We start from the raw sequence: 16,325 nt of genomic DNA, 5'->3' as shown, positions 1-16,325 counted from the left end.
CCCGCCGCAGCGTGGCCGCACGTTCCCCACTGATCGGCACGCACGCCTTAACGGTGTGCAAACGCAGCGGACGCTCGCCGCGATCACGTGATCCGAGCGTCGAGGATGCGGGCGACGGTCGTCCGGTCAATCCCGCTTGTGGCGGCCCGAAGGTAGAGCCCGTTGACGGCGGCCGCGAAGAGGTCGGCCTGGTCCGGAGCCAGGCGACGAGCGAGATCGTCCAACGCCCGGTCCCACCGCTCCAGCTCGTCCCGCAGGTCGGGGCGGCGGGCAGCGAGCAGGTAGAGGTCGTACTCGGCGATCGTGCGCTCACGATCCTGTGCCGCGTAGTCGGCGATGAGGTCGGCCAGGGCGTCGAGTGACTCGACCGCGCGCAGGTCGCCGACGTACCGGTCGTTGACCTCCCGCAATGCCGTGACCAGCAGCTCGTCGACGCTCGCGAAGTAGTACAGAACCGCGCTCGGCGGCAGCCCCGCTTCGGCCGCGGCCGCCCGTTGGGTCACTGCCGCCACGCCGCTCCGGCCGACGAGCCGCAGCGTGGCGTCGAGAAGCGCGCGGCGGCGCAGAGCTCCCTTGCGCAGCCGGCCGTCGGCGATCTCAGGCGGCATGCGAGGTCCGGCCCAGCTCCAACGCCAGCACTCCCACGATCACCAGCGCGATCCCGCCGACCTGCACCCAGCTCAGCGACTCACCCAGGAAGAACGCGCCGATCAGGGCGATGAGCGCGACCCCCACGGCCGCCCACACCCCGTACGCGACGCCGATCGGGATGCCGCCGGACAGTGCCCGGGAGAGCGAGTAGAACGCGATCCCGTACCCCAGCACCACGATCAAGGACGGCCAGAGCTTGCTGAAACCGTCGGAGAAGCGGAGGGCGACCGTGCCGGTCACCTCGGCGACGATCGCACCGGCGAGCCAGAACCACATGCCCGTCAGACTACTTGAGCGATCGCTCCAGAACCTCAGAGGATGATCACCAGCAGGATCGCGAGCAGCGCGAGCACCGGCAGCGCCGCGGCGGCCCACACCAGCGGGTCCCGACGCCGCGTGACTGCGACGGGCTCGGGCAGGTCGGTCAGGTAGTCGTCGAGCTCGACCCGGGGCTCGGGCACCTCCTGCTGCGGCACCACGGGCAGCAGCTGGGTGGCGGGCTCGATGTCGGGCAGGGCGAGCGGGCGGCGGGGGCTGGACACCGGGACTCCTGGAGGACGAAACAGCGCGATCAGTCGGCCTATCGCGGCGGAGTCTCGCGACGTGACAGCGGAACGGCGGCTTCCCCAAGGTTGATGAACGGTGCTCCACCACGAGTGAGTGCCCGCGCCTCGCCGGCGGATCACCGAGGGTGTGAGCGCCATGATCGACGTGTGGTCCGTCCGGACCACGTGGATCACTCGATGGTTCCGACGAGCGGATCGGCGCGGGTAGTCGGCGATCGTGCCGTCCACCCCTCCGGTGGCGGCCCCGGACGGAGGCGGCGGTCGTCGGCCGGAAGCCACGCAGTCAACCGAAGGAGACGAGTGATGATCACGCAGGAGATGACCCGCGACCTCATCGGCCGCCCGGCGTACGACACGCGTGGGGAGAAGATCGGGAAGATCGGCCAGGTCTACGTCGACGACCGCAACGGCGCGCCGACCTGGGCGACGGTCAACACGGGCCTGTTCGGGATGCGGGAGAGCTTCGTCCCGCTGCGCGGCGCGGACCTGAAGGACGGCCACGTGGAGCTGCCGGTGGCCAAGAGCCAGGTCAAGGACGCCCCGCAGGTCGGTGAGGGCGACTCGCACCTGGACGCCCCCGACGAGCAGGCCCTGGTGCGCCACTACGACACGGGTGCCGCCGGCGGTACCGGCCGCTCCGGGAACACCGGCCCGGCCGACCGGGCCACCCAGGGCGCGGACGAGCGGCCCAGCCGCCACCACGACGACGCGGCGGTGACCCGCTCCGAGGAGCGCCTGCGGGTGGGCACGGAGGCGGAGGAGACGGGCCGCGTCCGCCTGCGCAAGTACGTGGTCACCGAGGAGCAGAACGTGACGGTGCCGGTCTCCCACGAGGAGGTCCGCCTCGAGCGCGAGCCCGTCACCGACGGCACCGGGCGGGGACGCGCCTCGATCGGTGAGGACGAGCAGGAGGTGACCCTGCACGCCGAGCGTCCGGTGGTGGACAAGCAGACCGAGGCCGTCGAGAAGGTCCGCCTGGGCAAGGAGACGGTGACCGAGGACCGGAAGGTGTCCGACACCGTCCGCAAGGAGCGCGTCGAGGTCGACGACCCCCACGGGCAGGTCCGCCGCTGGGAGTCCTGACCGCCGCAGGGTCCCGGCGCCACGCGTCGTACGTCCCCACCGCCGTCGGGTGGTGGGGACGTGGCGTGTTCGGGGACGAACCGGCCGTCCTGTCGCCGCCGCTCGTCGGATCATCTGGGCCGCCCACCAGCACCGCGTGTCCGCCTCAATATCACACGTGCGTAACCCGGCTCTCGTATGGTCGACTTACCTCATCCGAGCGGAGGTGGTCGCGTGCCGGATCGACAACCCCAACCCCTCGTCGCCGTCCCCGAGCCAGGGGAGGGGGAGACGGGGGCAGGGAGTGCCGGGGTGACGGCGCTCCCGCCGGGTTCACGGGTGCTGCTGCTCAATGCGAGTTTCGAGCCTCTCGCCGTCGTCACGGCCAAACGCGCGATCGTCCTGATGCTCTCCGGCAAGGCGGAGTGTGTGCAGGCCGCCCTCGAAGGGGCGGCCTTCCATTCGGAGAGCCTCACCGTCCCCGCTCCCTCGGTGATGCGACTCTCCCGCTACGTGCGCGTCCCCTATCGCCGCGCGGTCCCGATGACCCGGGCCGGTGTTCTCCGCCGCGACCTGCGCCGGTGCGGCTACTGCGGCAAGAAGGCCGACACGATCGACCACGTGATCCCGCGCAGCCGCGGCGGGGCGCACAGCTGGGAGAACTGCGTCGCCGCCTGCAGGGCCTGCAACTCGAAGAAGGCCGACAAGCTGATCGAGGAGATCGGCTGGGTCCTGCGGGTCACGCCCAAGCCGCCGAGCCGTGCTGCCGGAGGGGTACTCGTGCTGGCCGTCGAGCCGCATCCGGCCTGGGAGCCGTGGCTGGCCCAGGCCGCCTGACGCTCAAACGGCCCGTCCCCGGACGCGGGGACGGGCCGTCCGCGTACTGATCGGGGCGGTGGGCCGATCAGTACGACCCGCCGCAGGCGCGGCGGGAGTCTACGCCCCGATGTTCGCCGACGAGTGCTCGTTCGTTAACCCTCCGTGCCGGAGATACCCAGCATTGATGAGGGAGTGTCAGGCGCGCGGCTTGCGGGCCACGAGCCGCTCGACGAGCCCGAGGGCGAATCGCTCCCGCTGCTCGACCTGCAGACCGGCGGCGACGACGTGGTGGAGCGGCCGGCGTCGGAAGTGCTCCCCGCCGACCGGGATCGACACCCACTCCGTGGCCCGCTGCACGAGCCGCACGACCGCCACGGACGACGCGACGTGGTCGGCCAGGAGGAGCCGCCCACCCGGCTTGAGCACTCGCACCATCTCGTCGACCGCCCGCTGGTCGTCGGGGATGCCGCAGAGGGAGAACGTGCACACCACGGTGTCCACGGACGCGTCGGGGAGGTCGAGTCGTTCGGCGTCGCCGACCCGCAGGTCGGCTTCGATCCCGAGAAATTTGGCCTGCTCCTGGGCCGTCCGGACCATCGAGGGGCTGAGGTCGACGCCCGAGAGCCGGACCCCGGCGGGGTAGTGGGGCAGGTTCAACCCGGTCCCGACGGCGACCTCGAGGACCGTGCCCTCCGCCCGGGAGCAGACCCAGCCCCGGGTGTCGCGGAACAGCAGCCGGTCCAGTCGGCGCATCGACCGGTCGGTGCGGTCGGCGCTCGCGTCCCAGCACCTCGCCCAGCGAGCCCGCTGCTCGTCCGTGACCATCGCCCCTCGCCTCCCCGCACCCGGATCCTGCCGTGCCCGTCACCCTGACGTGCCGCGGAGTGGGCAGACCGCCGATCGACCAGTCACACTGAACGACGTGGGCAGACACGCCAAGCCGGACCTCGACCCCGAGCGGGCCGACACGTTCCGGCTGCTGTTCGTCTGCACCGGCAACCTCTGTCGTTCCCCGGCCGCGGAGATCATGACGCGTCACCTGCTCGTCGGGAAGCTCGGGGGCCGCGAGGCGGCGCGGTTCGAGATCTTGAGCGCCGGGGTGAACGCGGTGGTGGGGGAGATGATGCACCCCGACACCCGGGACGAGCTGGCGCCCTGGGGACTCGACGGACCCGCCCAGGCCGGCGCGTTCCGTGCCCGCCAGCTGCGGAGCCCGATGGTCCGCAAGGCCGATCTCGTCCTCGGGGCCGGCCTGCGCCACCGCAGCGCCGTCGTGGAGCGGGAGCCCGCCGGCCTGAAGAACACGTTCGCGCTGCGGGAGTTCGCCGCGCTGGCCGACGCCGTCGACGAGACCATGCTCCCCGAGGGCGACCCGGTGAAGCGGGCCCACGAGCTGGTGGAGCAGGCCCGGATGAAGCGCGGGCTGGTGCCGCTCGACCGCGAGGACCTGTCGGTCGGCGACCCGATCGGCAAGCCCCCGCAGGCGCACCACGACGCGGTCCTGCTGATCACCGACGCCGTGTACCGGATCGTCCAGAAGATCGTCCCGTCCCGCTGACCCGGCGTTCGGCTGCCGGGCGGACCTCATCGGACTCCGCCATCATGCCGATGACGCTCACCGCCGCGCCTGGGACCCTCGCCGGATGGCCGGCGGGGACGGGCGTCCTCCTGCTCGGCCCGTCCGTGCGGGCGGGGCGCGGCTGATCCGCGGCCTGGCCGTCGTCGGCGTGGGCGTGTTGCTGGCCGCGTGCGGCTCGGGCTCGACGGCCCGGCCGGTCCCGACCTTCCCGCCGAGCTACGACTGGGCCTTGGTTGCCGACGTCACGGGCGACGGGCCCGACGCCGACGTCTACCGCGCCGTACGGACCGGGTGCGATGCCGGCCAGCAGGCCCTGGACGCGCAGTGGGACCGTCTCACGAGCCCACGCGAGGTCGTGCTCTTCGCCGCCGCGATCGCGATGTGCAAGGGCGACGAGGCCGGGGGCCGATCCCGCTTCCAGCAGGCGAGCACCTACGGCTGGAACGGCCTGGGCCCGGACCGAAACTCGGCGCGCTGCGCGGTCTACTCGGCACTGACCGTCGCCCTGAATCGGGTCACGCCCGCCGTCGTCAGCTGCCCGGGTGGCCAGAGCCCGCCGTTCGTCCGCTCCGCGAGCGGGGTGGACAACCCGCTGACCCCGGAGAACGAGGCGGCCCCGCCGGCCCCGCCGCCGGTCGTCCCGGCGACCTCGTCGTCGCGCCCGCCGAACACCACGCCGAAGTCCCGCTCTTCCACGACCACACCCCTGCGGAGCACGACGACCACGCCACCGAAGACCACGACGACCATTCCGTCGACCGCACCTCCGCCGACGACCACAGCGAAATCCCGCACGACACCGAAACCCACCCCGACGCCGTCGACCACCACGACCACACCGAGGCGCTCGACACCGAGGACGACCACCACGAGCCCAGACACAGTCAGCACGGGCGAGTCGGCGACTCCGGACGACAGCGAGCAGAATGCGAACGGATAGCGAGCCGGATACAGGCGTACGTACCTCTGCGTAGTCGAGCCCCTACGCCACTCACCGATGGCTACCGTGGCTGCTTTCCCAATTCGTGGTCAGGGGGATGCCATGCCGGTCCCATATGGCGGTGAACTCGTCACGCTGTTCAATCCCGACGGCACGGAGGTGCAGGCACGGGCCTGGGGCAACCAGTTCGCCGCGGTGCTCGAGAGCCTCGACGGGTACACGCTCGTCCAGGACCCGGAGACCGGCTTCTTCCACTATGCGACGGTCGCCACGGACAAGCAGGATCTGCTCCCGGAAGGACCTCGCTTCGACACCGTCGATCCCGCTGAGCTCGACCTGCCCAAGCACCTGCGGGTGCGTCCCGAGGCGGTGGCCGAGACGGTGAACGCCAACCGAGGCCAGGACGAGGACCGGCCGCGATGGGAGATCCGCCGGGCAGAACGGAGGGCGCGGCTGACCGTGGGCAGGCCGGGCCCCGCCCCGGCGCCTCCGAGTGCGCACACGGTGGGGAACTACGTGGGTCTGTGCCTGCTCGTCCAGTTCCCGGACGTGCAGGGCACGATCACGAAGGACCAGGTCGAGGCCTTCTGCAACGAGTCCGGCTACACCGAGTTCGGCAACAACGGCTCCGTACGCGACTACTTCACCGAGGTGTCAGGCGGGAAGCTGACCTATCAGAACGTCGTCACCGCCTACTACACCGCGAAGCGCGACCGCGCGTACTACACCGACGAGACAGTGCCCCAGCCGGTACGGGCCCGGGAACTGATCACCGAGGCACTCGACCACCTCGTGGCCGACGGGTTCGACTTCTCCACGCTCACGACCGACGACGCGGACTTCGTGCGCGCGCTCAACGTCTTCTACGCCGGGCCCCGCGTGAACAACTGGGCCAAGGGCCTGTGGCCGCATTCCTGGCATCTGGATGCGTCGTACCCGGCGGCGCCGGACAAGCTGATCTACGACTACCAGATCACCAACATGGGCAGCCGCCTGACGCTCCGGACGTTCTGCCACGAGAACGGGCACGTGATCTGCGACTACCCCGATCTGTACGACTACGGGTCCGAGGGCAACGGCATCGGCAACTACTGCCTGATGTGCGGCGGTGGGTCGGACGTCAATCCCGTCCACGTCAATGCCTATCTGAAGAACGCGTCCGGATGGGCTTCGTCGCTCAGTCCGATCGAACCGGGAACGACCCTCGCGGTGCAGGCCGGGACCAACGAGTTCCTGATCAAGCGCCGCAACGCGACCGAGTACTTCATCGTGGAGAACCGGCAGCGGTCCGGGCGGGACAGCGCACTCCCGGACGAGGGCTTGGTCATCTGGCACGTGGACGAGCTCGGCAGCAACGACAACGAGCAGATGACACCGGCACAGCACTACGAATGCTCGCTCGAGCAGGCGGACAACCATTTCGACCTGGAGCACGCGGCCAACATGGGCGACACGTCGGATCTCTACGGCGCACCGTTCGCCACCGCCTTCGGCAGCACCTCCGCACCGAACAGCCGTTGGTGGGACGGTCAGAAGTCGGGGCTCGAGATCGACTCGATCTCCGCTCCCGGCCCCAAGATCACGATCACGACCACGGCGAGCCCCTGACGGGCGGGCTCAGTACGCCCCGTCGCCTACCGCCGTACCGGCCGACCCGGGTCTGGCGGAAGAACAACGGGACTCGGGGTAACGCTCGGCGCCGAGGCGGCGAGCGGGTTGCCGAGTGTCCCGATCGGACGGAGTGGTCACGATGACCTGCGAAAACGCCGACGTCCCCGCCGCCGAGCTCGCCCAGGCCGACGCCGAGGCTGCAGTCCTCTGCCTCGTCAACGAGGAGCGGGCGGCAAACGGGCGCGCCCCGCTGACCTTGAACGCCCGGCTGCGTGTCGCCGCTCGGCGGCAGGCCCACGACGCCGTCCTGATCAAGTGGTGGGACGGCGGCGGCACCCACATCCACACTAACCCGATCACCGGGTCGACCCCGAAGAGCCGCATCGCGGACACCGGCTACTGCGGCGGGAACCCCGTCCCGACCAACGAGAACGGGTACGACGCGTACTACACGGGGCCGCCGAACCCGAACACCAGCGCGAAAGCGGCCGTGGGCTGGTGGATCAGCAGTTCCGAGCACCACCGCACCATGCTCGACCCTAGCTACCGGGAGACCGGGATCGCGGTCGTGCCCGGGCTCGTGGAGACCGCCGTGGCGTCGGACAACCTCGGGTACGTCTTCGTCCAGACGTTCGGCGGGTGCGCGGAGCCGGAGCCGTTCCGCGACACGCGGACCTGGGTGTGGGGCTTGAACCGGGACGGGGAGCTCGGCGACGGCACCACCACCGACCGACACTCGCCGACGGTGCTCGAGCAGCTCAGCGGCGTCACCGCCCTCTCCGCAGGCTCCCACAGCCTCGCGCTGGTCGACGACGGCGAGGACCTTGGCGTGGTCTGGGCCTGGGGCCCCAACTGGGCCGGTCAGGTCGGGGACGGGTCGACCACGCACCGCCACGAACCGGTCCGGATCGACCTGCCCCGCCCCACCGTCGCGATCGCGGCGGGTTTCTCGCACAGCCTCGCCCTGCTCGACGACGGCACGGTTCAGACCTGGGGCCTGCAGTACCAGAACCCGCAGTCCGACGACCGGCCCCAGCCCGAGCCCGGCCCCGTTGCCGGCCTCGACCGCGTGACGGCGATCACCGCGGGCTGGGCGCACAGCATGGCGCTGCGGACGGACGGCACCGTCTGGACCTGGGGCAACAACAACGCCGGCCAGCTCGGCTCGGGCACCAAGACCGCGGACCCCGTGCCACGGCCCGTCCGGTTTCCCGCCGACGTCGGCCGGATCACCCACATCAGCACCGGTGGCTTCCACAGCATGGCGGTCGACGACACCGGACGACTCTGGACCTGGGGTTCCAACGCGTACGGGGAGATCGGCGACGGCATGGTCAACGTCCCCCCGGCGTACCACGACCGGCTCAGGCCCTTCCACGTCGAGCTCGAGGGCCCGGTGACGTCGGTCGCCGGCGGCATCGGCGTGACCCTCGCCGTGGTCGACGGCACCGCCTGGGCCTGGGGCGACAACCAGTGGGGCCAGCTCGGCGACGGCACCCTGACCCCGCGACCCACGCCGGACAAGGTCCTCGGCCTGGCGGACGTCGTCTCCGTGGTCGGTGGGGCCTGCCCCTTCCACTGCCTCGCGGTCGACCAGCGTCGACAGGTCTGGGCGTGGGGCAACAACATCGCCGGGGCTCTCGGGGACGGAAGCACGACCGATCACCACACCCCGGCCCTCGTCCGTCGGATCACCTCGACGGTCGCCCTCGCGAGCGGGCACCACCACACCCTGGCCGCACTGTGACTGGAGATCAACCCGGATAGCGAAGGAAGTCGATGTATCCGCCGGATCCTGCGCGGACTCTCGCCACTGGACACCGCTAGGAACCGGGGGGTCGGGATGGCGGAGCGCGAGGTCGCGGCGGGGGAGCGGATCGGCGTCGTCCTGGCCGGTGGTGGGGCTCGGGGTGCGTACGAGGCCGGGGCCCTGTCCGTGCTGCTCCCGGCCCTGGACGCAGAGGGTCGGCGGCCCGCGCTCTACGTCGGGACCAGCGCCGGCGCGATCAACGCCGCCCTGTTCGCGGCGTATGCCCATCGCCCCGTCGCGGACCAGGTGGCGGCGGTGCTCCAAGTCTGGCAGGGGATCAGTCTGCAGGACGTCCTCAGCTCGGTGGTCCGATCGAGTTTCGGCCGGCTACTCACCTTCCTCGGTCAGACCGCTCACATCCCGGGCGTGCGGTTGACGTCGCTGGTCGACACCGCCCCGCTGTACGAGACGGCCCGGATCAAGGTGAACTGGACGCGGCTGCACACCAACACCGCGACCGGCGTGACTCGGGTCGCGGTGGTCGCCACGTCGGTCACGACCGGGCGGGCGACGGTCTTCGTCGACGGCGGAGCGGTCCCGGCACCGGTTCAGGACCGCCCGATCGACTACGTGGGCGCCGCGATCGGCGTGGAGCACGTCCTCGCGTCCGCGGCGATCCCTGTTCTGTTCCCGCCGGGGCAAATCGGCGACGAGTGGTTCCTCGACGGCGGGGTCCGGCTCAACGTGCCCCTCAAACCCGCGCTCGACCTCGGCGCCGACCGGCTCGTGGTCCTGGCGACCCATCCCGCGACCGTGCCACCGGTAACGACCCCGCTGCCGTACCCGGCGTGTCCCGACGTCGACGACAGCATCATCGCAGTGCTGGACGCCGCGCTCGTCGAGCCGATGATCGAGGACCTCCGGAACCTGGGTCGGGTCAACCGGTTGGTCGGGTCTCAGGGCCGAAGCGTAGGAGGCAGGGCTTACCGGCAGGTCCCGTTCGCGTTCATCGGCCCCTGCACGCGGGGCGCTCTGGCCCGCACGGCGCTCGAGGCGTACGCAGCCACGAGCCGCGGGCTCCGTCGTCGACTTCAGCAGATCCGTCGGCCGGACCTCCCGCTGATGGCGTGGCTGCTCACGGGCCCCGTGCGGGTGACCTCCTCGGAGCTCAGTACGCCCCGTCGCCCTTGACGACCGTACCGAGCGTCAGGGCGAGGATCGTGAGGTCGAGGGCTGGAAACCAGGTGTCGACGTAGCGGGCGTCGAGGGTGATCGACTCGTCCCAGGTCAGGTCGCTGCGCCCGGACACCTGCCACAGCCCGGCCATGCCCGGCTTGACCATCAGCCGGCGACCGGCCCGCCGTCGAGCTTGACCGCGACCGCGACGGCCAGCAGGACCGGCAGGACGAGTAGCACGATCAGCACCGCGACGACCGCGTTGAGCACCGCCCACGCAGCCCCGGCCCGCCGCGTCGGCGGCAGCTCCAGCGCCCGGACGGCCTCGACCGGAGCCGGGCACTGGGCGGGAACGGGAACGCTGCTGAGGTCGACGGTGAGCTCGTCGAACGCGGCGGTCATGTCGGGCTACTCCTCGGGCTCCGATGCGAACCCCTCGATCCACATCTGATCCGCTTGTCGGCCGCTCCGGTGACCCTGTTAGCCCAGCCCATCACGGATCGTCACAAGTGATGATCGCCAGGTCCGTCGTCAATTTTGACGAGAGCCAGGGGCTTTGGTCCTGTGACGTACTCGGCCGACCTGAGTGCGTGGTTGGTCTACAAGGATGTGCGAGTCGACACTGAGTAGTCGAATACGCTAGACCGTCCGGGGGCACGAGTGAAAAGTCGACGCAGCAAACCGGACGAAAAGTAACGATTCTCCTGAGTAACACCTGAGGATCTGACCTCGAAAGGCTGATGCGCGGAGCGTGGCTCACCACTCTCCGTGCAGGGGGAGCACGTCCGCGCTGCCGCACGAGCGATCCCACCGGTTGCTGAGAGTCAGATGGGATCAGTCGTGACGAGTCCAGTCGGGGAGCAGGAACGCGTCCGTGCCTTCAGCGAGATCTCCGGTCCCGCCACCGAGCCCCCCACTGACCGCCCCTACCGTGTCGAGTTCAAGGGCGTACACAAGTCCGACGGCTTCCGCCGCTACGCGGGGTCCCTCGCGATCGTCGTCCTCAACGTCGCCGTCGAGATCGGCTTCGTGCTGTGGCTGCTGCACCCCAGCCACCGCCCCGAGGTCGACGGCAACACCTTCGCCCAAGCCGCCAACGTGTTCGTCATCGCCTCGATCGCGTTGGTCGAGGCCCTGCGCCTGGTGAACGTCGTGTCGCTGTCCTTGGCCTCGATCCTGGCGCGCGACCCGATCCCGGTCCGCCCCGCCAGTGACCTCCGGGTGGCGTTCCTGACCACGATCGTGCCCGGCAAGGAACCGATCGAGATGGTCCGGACCACGCTCGAGGCCGCTCGGCGGATCCGCCACGAGGGCCGGTTCGACGTCTGGCTCCTCGACGAGGGCGACGACCCGGCCGTCAAGGAGATGTGCCGGGAGACGGGCGTGTACCACTTCTCCCGCAAGGGCGTCGAGGCCTACAACCAGCCCCGCGGCTTCTTCAAGGCGAAGACCAAGCACGGCAACTACAACGCCTGGGTCGACGCCCACGGCTACCGCTACGACGTCTTCCTCTCCGTCGACCCCGACCACGTGCCGCTGCCGAACTACGCGGAGCGGATGCTCGGCTACTTCCGCGACCCGGACGTCGCGTTCGTGGTCGGCCCGCAGTGCTACGCCAACGTCGACAACTTCGTGACGAAGGCGGCCGAGTCCCAGCAGTTCCCCTTCCACAGCGTGATCCAGCGCGCGGCCAACGCCTACGGGATCCCGATGCTGGTCGGCACGAACAACGCCGTCCGCATCGACGCACTCCTGTGCATCGGCGGCCTCGCGGACTCGATCACCGAGGACATGGCCACCGGCCTGGCCCTGCACACCCGCCGCAACCCCGCGACCGGCCGGCGGTGGCGCTCGGTCTACACACCCGACGTCGTCGCGGTGGGGGAGGGGCCCTCCTCCTGGACCGACTACTTCAGCCAGCAGCTGCGCTGGTCCCGGGGCACCTTCGAGATCCTCTCCGGCTCCTTCTGGCGGCGGTTCCTGCGGCTGTCGCCGGGCCGGATGCTGCACTACCTGCTGATCACGACCTTCTACCCGTCGATGGCGCTCGGCTGGATCCTCGGCGCGGTCAACGCGACCCTGTACCTGGCCTTCGGCGTGGCCGGCATCGTTGTCCCGCCCGAGCTCTGGCTCGCCCTCTACGTCGACGCCACGCTGTTCCAGGCGTGGGTCTACATCCGCAACCGCCGCTACAACGTCAGTCCCTACGAGGCGGTCGGCAGCGCCGGGCTGCGCGGGATGGCGATGTCGGTCCTCTCCGCCCCGATCTACGCGAGCGCGCTGACCGCCACCGTGCTGCGCCGGCCCGCGAAGTTCGTGGTGACCCCGAAGGCCGACGCGGCGTCCCCGGACCGGCTGCGCACCTTCCGTCGCCACCTGCAGTGGTCCGCCCTGCTGGCCGCCGCACTCCTCGCGTCGGTCGTCCTCGGCTACGCCAACGTCGACGTGATGATGTGGCCGGCGATCGCCCTGCTGGTCAGCCTCGCGCCGCTCGCCCTCTGGGCACTCGAGCGCGACGACGCCGTCCAGGCCCAGTCCCCGAGCGAGCTGGTCGGAGCCGCCGCGCCCGTCCGGCCGCTCCACCCGCAGCCGCCCATCCCGGCCCAGCCCGGCCTGCTGCGCACGGGTGCCGTCCCCGAACCCCGTGAGAACGACGACGAGATCGGAGCCATCGCGTGAAGCGCGCCCTGCGCGCCGTCCTGAGGGGGTTGGTCCGGCACCGCAAGCTGGCCACCCTCGTGACGGTCCCCGGTGTTCTGCTGGCCGTGAACGTGCCGCCCGCGTTGGCGTTCGTCAGCGACTACCAGCACGACAAACTGATCAACAGCGCCGAGTACAAGGCGCAGTACGGCAAGTGGGACGTCATCGACCTCCCCTCCGACCTGCGGGTCAACGCCATCCACGCGGCGCTGTTGCCCACCGGCAAGCTGCTGATCGTGGCCGGCTCGGGCAACGACCAGACCCAGTTCGACGCCGGCACCTTCAAGTCCCTGGTCTACGACCCGGCGACCGGCCAGGGCCGGATCGTCCTGACGCCCGACGACATGTTCTGCGGCGGGCACGCCTTCCTCTCCGACGGCAAGCTCCTCGTCGCCGGCGGCACGCAGCGCTACGAGATCCTCGACGGCGCGGTGACCAAGGCGGCGGGGCAGCTCGTCGTCAAGAACGAGAACCCCGACGCCGGCCGGGACTTCCCGAAGGGCACCGAGTTCCGCGCGCCCGACGGCCGCAGGTACCTCGCCACCAACGCCTTCAGCGTCAAGCCCGCGACCAAGACCCCGATCGACCGGCGCGGCAACGTCAGGGTCACCGCGAGCGAGACGCAGGTGTGGGTCGAGTCCACGGACACCGGCACCGCCGGCGTCACGGACACCCCGACCCAGTACTCGATCACCGGCCTGACCGGGCCCGACGCCGACAACGTCTACGGCCTCGGCCAGAAGATGACCATGGACAAGCAGGACTACCAGGGCATCGAGCAGTCCTACGAGTTCGACCCCTTCACCGAGGAGTACGTGCGGGTGGGGGACATGAACCACAAGCGGTGGTACCCGACGCTCACCGGGCTGCCCGACGGCACCGTGCTCACCACCTCGGGCCTCGACGGCAGCGGCGTGATCCTGCCCGGCCAGAACGAGATCTTCGACCCGAAGACGAAGACCTGGACCGAGCGTCCGGACCTGTTCCGCTACTTCCCGACCTACCCCGCGATCTTCCAGACGGCGAAGGAGGGCACGCTCTTCTACACCGGCTCCAACGCCGGCTACGGTCCCGCCGACCAGGGGCGCATCCCGGGCTTCTGGAACCTCGGGGACAACTCCTTCCGGCCCGTCGCCGGTCTGCGCGACGCCGACCAGATGGAGACGAGCGGCTCGGCCTGGGCCGGGCCCGTCCAGGACCAGAAAATGATCGTGGTCGGGGGTGGCGGCGTCGGCGAGTCTCCGCTGACCAGCAAGCGGATCGACGTCATCGACCTCAAGAAGGGCCCGCGGGCGGCCTACACGCCCGGCCCCGACCTGCCGGTGCCGACCCGCTACCCGAACGTCGTGCAACTGCCCGACGACTCGCTGCTGATCGCGAACGGCTCGCGCGACTACCGGGGCAAGGGCGCGAGCGACAACCTGGTCGCGAGCCTCTACCACCCGGACACGAACACGCTCGCGGCCGCCGCGGACCCGTTCGTCGGCCGCGACTACCACTCGGAGGGCATCCTGCTGCCCACCGGCCAGGTGATGACCCTGGGCGGCAACTCGCTGTTCAAGGACGCGGCGGACACCAAGACCGCGCCCTTCGAGCAGCGCCTCGAGATCTACACGCCGCCGTACCTGTTCCATGGTCCGCAGCCGACGATCACCGCGGGGCCGGACACCGCGACCCTCGGCTCCACGATCACCGTCTCCTCGCCGGAGGCCGGGCAGATCGCAAAGGCACGGCTGATCAGGCCGTCCGCGGCCACGCACGCCACGGACGTGGAGCAGCGCACCGTGGCCCTGGACGTCACGAAGAACCCGGACGGCACACTGGACCTCGCGATCCCCGCGCAGCCGACCCTGGTCCCGCCCGGCTACTACATGCTGTTCCTGGTCGACGGCGCGGGCACGCCGTCGAAGGCCCACTGGGTGCACGTCACGTGAGGCCGGAGACGGCTCTGCCAGAATCGGTCGACGTGGCCCGACGTCGTCTCTCCCGTTGGCTGAGCAGCCTCCTGTCCGGTGGCGTGCTCGCCGCCGCCGCGCTCGGCTGCTCGTCGACGGCGGAGGAGCAGCCGAGCCCGACGCCCACGGCCCAGTCGGCGGTCACCTCGCCGACGGGCTTCTTCGTCGACCCGACCACCCCCGCCGCGGCACAGGTCACGACGTGGGAGCAGCAGGGCCGCGCGGACGACGCCCAGCAGATCCGGAAGATCGCCGAGCAGCCGGTCCCGCTGTGGGTCTCGGCCGATCCCGCGGCCGTCGAGTCCGACACCCGGGCGTACGTCGGGCGCGCGCAGCAGGCCGGCCAGAAGCCGCTGGTGGTGGGCTACAACATCCCGCACCGGGACTGCGGCAGCTTCTCGGGCGGCGGCGCGGTCGACGCCGGCCAGTACCGCCAGTGGGTCAAGGGCCTCGCCGCGGCGCTCGCCGGCACCGGCGCCACAGTGGTCCTCGAGCCCGACGCAGTGCCGCACGAGATCTCCGGCTGTGTGGACGGCAACCTGCGCGACGAGCGCTACGAGCTCCTCGGCGAGGCGATCGACCAGCTCAAGGGCGCGGGCGCGCGGGTCTACCTCGACGCCGGCAACCCCGGCTTCATCACCGACACCGGCGCTCTCGCCGCAGCGCTGGACCGGTCGGGGGTGAAGCGGGCGGACGGCTTCGCGCTCAACGTCGCCAACTTCTGGACCACCCAGGACAACATCGCCTACGGCACGAAGATCTCGCAGGCGCTCGGCGGCGCCCACTTCGTGATCGACACCAGCCGCAACGGCGCGGGGCCGGTGGGGTCCGACCAGGTCGACGGCGCCCCGAGCTTCTGCAACCCGCCGGGCCGGGCTCTCGGAACGCCGCCCACGACCCAGACCGGCAACCCGCTGGTCGATGATCTGTTGTGGGTCAAGCGGCCGGGGGAGTCGGACGGGGCATGCCGGCCGGGGGAGCCCCCTGCGGGGCAGTGGTACCCGGACTACGCGCTGGGGTTGGCGAAGCGGGCGACGTAGATGGGGGCGAAGACCTCGTAAACCGTGGTCCTGCGCCTACCGCAGGAGTCCCCTGCAGAAGCACGGCATCCGCGAGACTATGGCCGCTGCGGGCGCCAGGGCCCAACCGGCGCAAAACCAGCCTGCGCCCAGCCCCGTGGAAGGGGCGCGTGGGCATCCGCGGCAACCGGTTCGGTTCGTCCAACCAACTCGTGGGCTGGCCTGCCAACCGATCGCACGTCCGCGATCTGTTCGCAAGCAAATACCGATCGGCTTGCACTCACGAACAGTCCACGCATCCGCTGGATCTCCCGTTGTCCGACAATAGATCCCCCTGTCGACATCCGGTCGGGTGGCCAGCCTCGGGTTTTCAGTCTGTACTTGCTCCAACGGTGCTTGGCGTCCAAGAGCATTGCTGACGACAGCAGAAGCGAGTCCCGATTCAGCCTGGATCCACCGGTGAAGCGCGCTGATTCGGGCGAGTCGTGACACACGAA

Annotated in this window: 15 protein-coding genes and 1 pseudogene; 9 read left to right on the top strand and 7 right to left on the bottom strand. The window is 70.6% G+C overall.

Annotation, left to right across the window (positions count from 1 at the left end; translation table 11 throughout):
* Positions 1-83 precede the first annotated feature (83 nt).
* The 3 genes from LWC33_RS30430 to LWC33_RS30420 are packed head-to-tail and all read right to left on the bottom strand — an operon-like array spanning position 84 to position 1,193.
* A complete protein-coding gene (locus tag LWC33_RS30430) occupies positions 84-608 on the bottom strand; it encodes a TetR/AcrR family transcriptional regulator (protein ID WP_233308126.1) in 525 nt (174 codons plus the stop codon).
* On the bottom strand, positions 598-927 hold the full coding sequence (locus LWC33_RS30425) for a DMT family transporter (protein ID WP_233308125.1): 330 nt from the start codon (positions 925-927) through the stop codon (positions 598-600). The genes LWC33_RS30430 and LWC33_RS30425 overlap by 11 nt, the downstream gene beginning before the upstream one ends.
* Positions 928-962: 35 nt before the next feature.
* On the bottom strand, positions 963-1,193 hold the full coding sequence (locus LWC33_RS30420; RefSeq protein ID WP_233308123.1) for a hypothetical protein: 231 nt from the start codon (positions 1,191-1,193) through the stop codon (positions 963-965).
* A gap of 327 nt (positions 1,194-1,520) precedes the next feature.
* On the opposite strand from LWC33_RS30420, the gene LWC33_RS30415 reads away from it, so the two are divergent.
* Both LWC33_RS30415 and LWC33_RS30410 read left to right on the top strand, forming a co-directional pair.
* On the top strand, positions 1,521-2,300 hold the full coding sequence (locus LWC33_RS30415) for a DUF2382 domain-containing protein (protein WP_233308122.1): 780 nt from the start codon (positions 1,521-1,523) through the stop codon (positions 2,298-2,300).
* 213 nt (positions 2,301-2,513) lie between these two features.
* Complete coding sequence (locus LWC33_RS30410) at positions 2,514-3,116, top strand: HNH endonuclease (RefSeq protein ID WP_233308121.1); 603 nt, start codon at positions 2,514-2,516, stop codon at positions 3,114-3,116.
* 177 nt (positions 3,117-3,293) lie between these two features.
* Here the strand turns inward: LWC33_RS30410 and LWC33_RS30405 are convergent, their stop codons facing one another.
* Positions 3,294-3,923, bottom strand: coding sequence for a class I SAM-dependent methyltransferase (locus LWC33_RS30405; protein WP_233308120.1), 630 nt, complete (start codon positions 3,921-3,923; stop codon positions 3,294-3,296).
* 97 nt (positions 3,924-4,020) lie between these two features.
* Between LWC33_RS30405 and LWC33_RS30400 the strand changes: the two genes are divergently transcribed.
* On the top strand, positions 4,021-4,656 hold the full coding sequence (locus LWC33_RS30400; protein ID WP_233308119.1) for an arsenate reductase/protein-tyrosine-phosphatase family protein: 636 nt from the start codon (positions 4,021-4,023) through the stop codon (positions 4,654-4,656).
* Between the two features lie 504 nt (positions 4,657-5,160).
* Here the strand turns inward: LWC33_RS30400 and LWC33_RS30395 are convergent.
* Positions 5,161-5,568, bottom strand: coding sequence for a hypothetical protein (locus LWC33_RS30395; RefSeq protein ID WP_233308118.1), 408 nt, complete (start codon positions 5,566-5,568; stop codon positions 5,161-5,163).
* Between the two features lie 151 nt (positions 5,569-5,719).
* On the opposite strand from LWC33_RS30395, the gene LWC33_RS30390 reads away from it, so the two are divergent.
* From LWC33_RS30390 to LWC33_RS30380, 3 genes are all read left to right on the top strand, one after another.
* Positions 5,720-7,225, top strand: a complete 1,506-nt coding sequence (locus LWC33_RS30390) for a M6 family metalloprotease domain-containing protein (RefSeq protein ID WP_233308117.1) — start codon at positions 5,720-5,722, stop codon at positions 7,223-7,225.
* Positions 7,226-7,367: 142 nt separating this feature from the next.
* Positions 7,368-8,975: an RCC1 domain-containing protein gene (locus LWC33_RS30385; protein WP_233308116.1), complete on the top strand. Its 1,608-nt coding sequence runs from the start codon at positions 7,368-7,370 to the stop codon at positions 8,973-8,975.
* A gap of 96 nt (positions 8,976-9,071) precedes the next feature.
* Entirely contained in the window at positions 9,072-10,169 is a 1,098-nt protein-coding gene (locus LWC33_RS30380) for a patatin-like phospholipase family protein (RefSeq protein WP_233308115.1), read from the top strand.
* Here the strand turns inward: LWC33_RS30380 and LWC33_RS30375 are convergent.
* Positions 10,147-10,335 (bottom strand): annotated as a pseudogene (locus LWC33_RS30375) (sugar transferase); the annotation flags it as partial. The gene LWC33_RS30380 and the pseudogene LWC33_RS30375 sit on opposite strands and share 23 nt — an antisense overlap.
* A complete protein-coding gene (locus LWC33_RS30370; protein ID WP_233308114.1) occupies positions 10,320-10,556 on the bottom strand; it encodes a hypothetical protein in 237 nt (78 codons plus the stop codon). The gene LWC33_RS30370 and the pseudogene LWC33_RS30375, both read right to left, overlap by 16 nt.
* Before the next feature lie 438 nt (positions 10,557-10,994).
* On the opposite strand from LWC33_RS30370, the gene LWC33_RS30365 reads away from it, so the two are divergent.
* The 3 genes from LWC33_RS30365 to LWC33_RS30355 are packed head-to-tail and all read left to right on the top strand — an operon-like array spanning position 10,995 to position 15,849.
* Positions 10,995-12,833, top strand: a complete 1,839-nt coding sequence (locus LWC33_RS30365) for a glycosyltransferase family 2 protein (protein WP_233308113.1) — start codon at positions 10,995-10,997, stop codon at positions 12,831-12,833.
* The gene (gene glxA, locus LWC33_RS30360) at positions 12,830-14,788 is read left to right on the top strand and encodes a radical copper oxidase GlxA (RefSeq protein ID WP_233308112.1); all 1,959 of its coding nucleotides are present in this window, start codon (positions 12,830-12,832) and stop codon (positions 14,786-14,788) included. The genes LWC33_RS30365 and glxA overlap by 4 nt, the downstream gene beginning before the upstream one ends.
* A 32-nt stretch (positions 14,789-14,820) precedes the next feature.
* Positions 14,821-15,849, top strand: a complete 1,029-nt coding sequence (locus tag LWC33_RS30355; protein WP_233308111.1) for a glycoside hydrolase family 6 protein — start codon at positions 14,821-14,823, stop codon at positions 15,847-15,849.
* Positions 15,850-16,325: the final 476 nt, after the last annotated feature.

Source organism: Pseudonocardia terrae, assembly GCF_021343995.1.
Taxonomy (GTDB): domain Bacteria; phylum Actinomycetota; class Actinomycetes; order Mycobacteriales; family Pseudonocardiaceae; genus Pseudonocardia; species Pseudonocardia terrae.
This window is presented reverse-complemented; position numbering and strand designations above follow the sequence as displayed.

Coding starts and splice junctions, on each gene's coding strand:
- LWC33_RS30430 (WP_233308126.1), bottom strand. CDS start 608: ATGCCGCCTGAGATCGCCGACGGCCGGCTGCGCAAGGGAGCTCTGCGC.
- LWC33_RS30425 (WP_233308125.1), bottom strand. CDS start 927: ATGTGGTTCTGGCTCGCCGGTGCGATCGTCGCCGAGGTGACCGGCACG.
- LWC33_RS30415 (WP_233308122.1), top strand. CDS start 1,521: ATGATCACGCAGGAGATGACCCGCGACCTCATCGGCCGCCCGGCGTAC.
- LWC33_RS30405 (WP_233308120.1), bottom strand. CDS start 3,923: ATGGTCACGGACGAGCAGCGGGCTCGCTGGGCGAGGTGCTGGGACGCG.
- LWC33_RS30390 (WP_233308117.1), top strand. CDS start 5,720: ATGCCGGTCCCATATGGCGGTGAACTCGTCACGCTGTTCAATCCCGAC.
- LWC33_RS30385 (WP_233308116.1), top strand. CDS start 7,368: ATGACCTGCGAAAACGCCGACGTCCCCGCCGCCGAGCTCGCCCAGGCC.
- LWC33_RS30380 (WP_233308115.1), top strand. CDS start 9,072: ATGGCGGAGCGCGAGGTCGCGGCGGGGGAGCGGATCGGCGTCGTCCTG.
- LWC33_RS30370 (WP_233308114.1), bottom strand. CDS start 10,556: ATGACCGCCGCGTTCGACGAGCTCACCGTCGACCTCAGCAGCGTTCCC.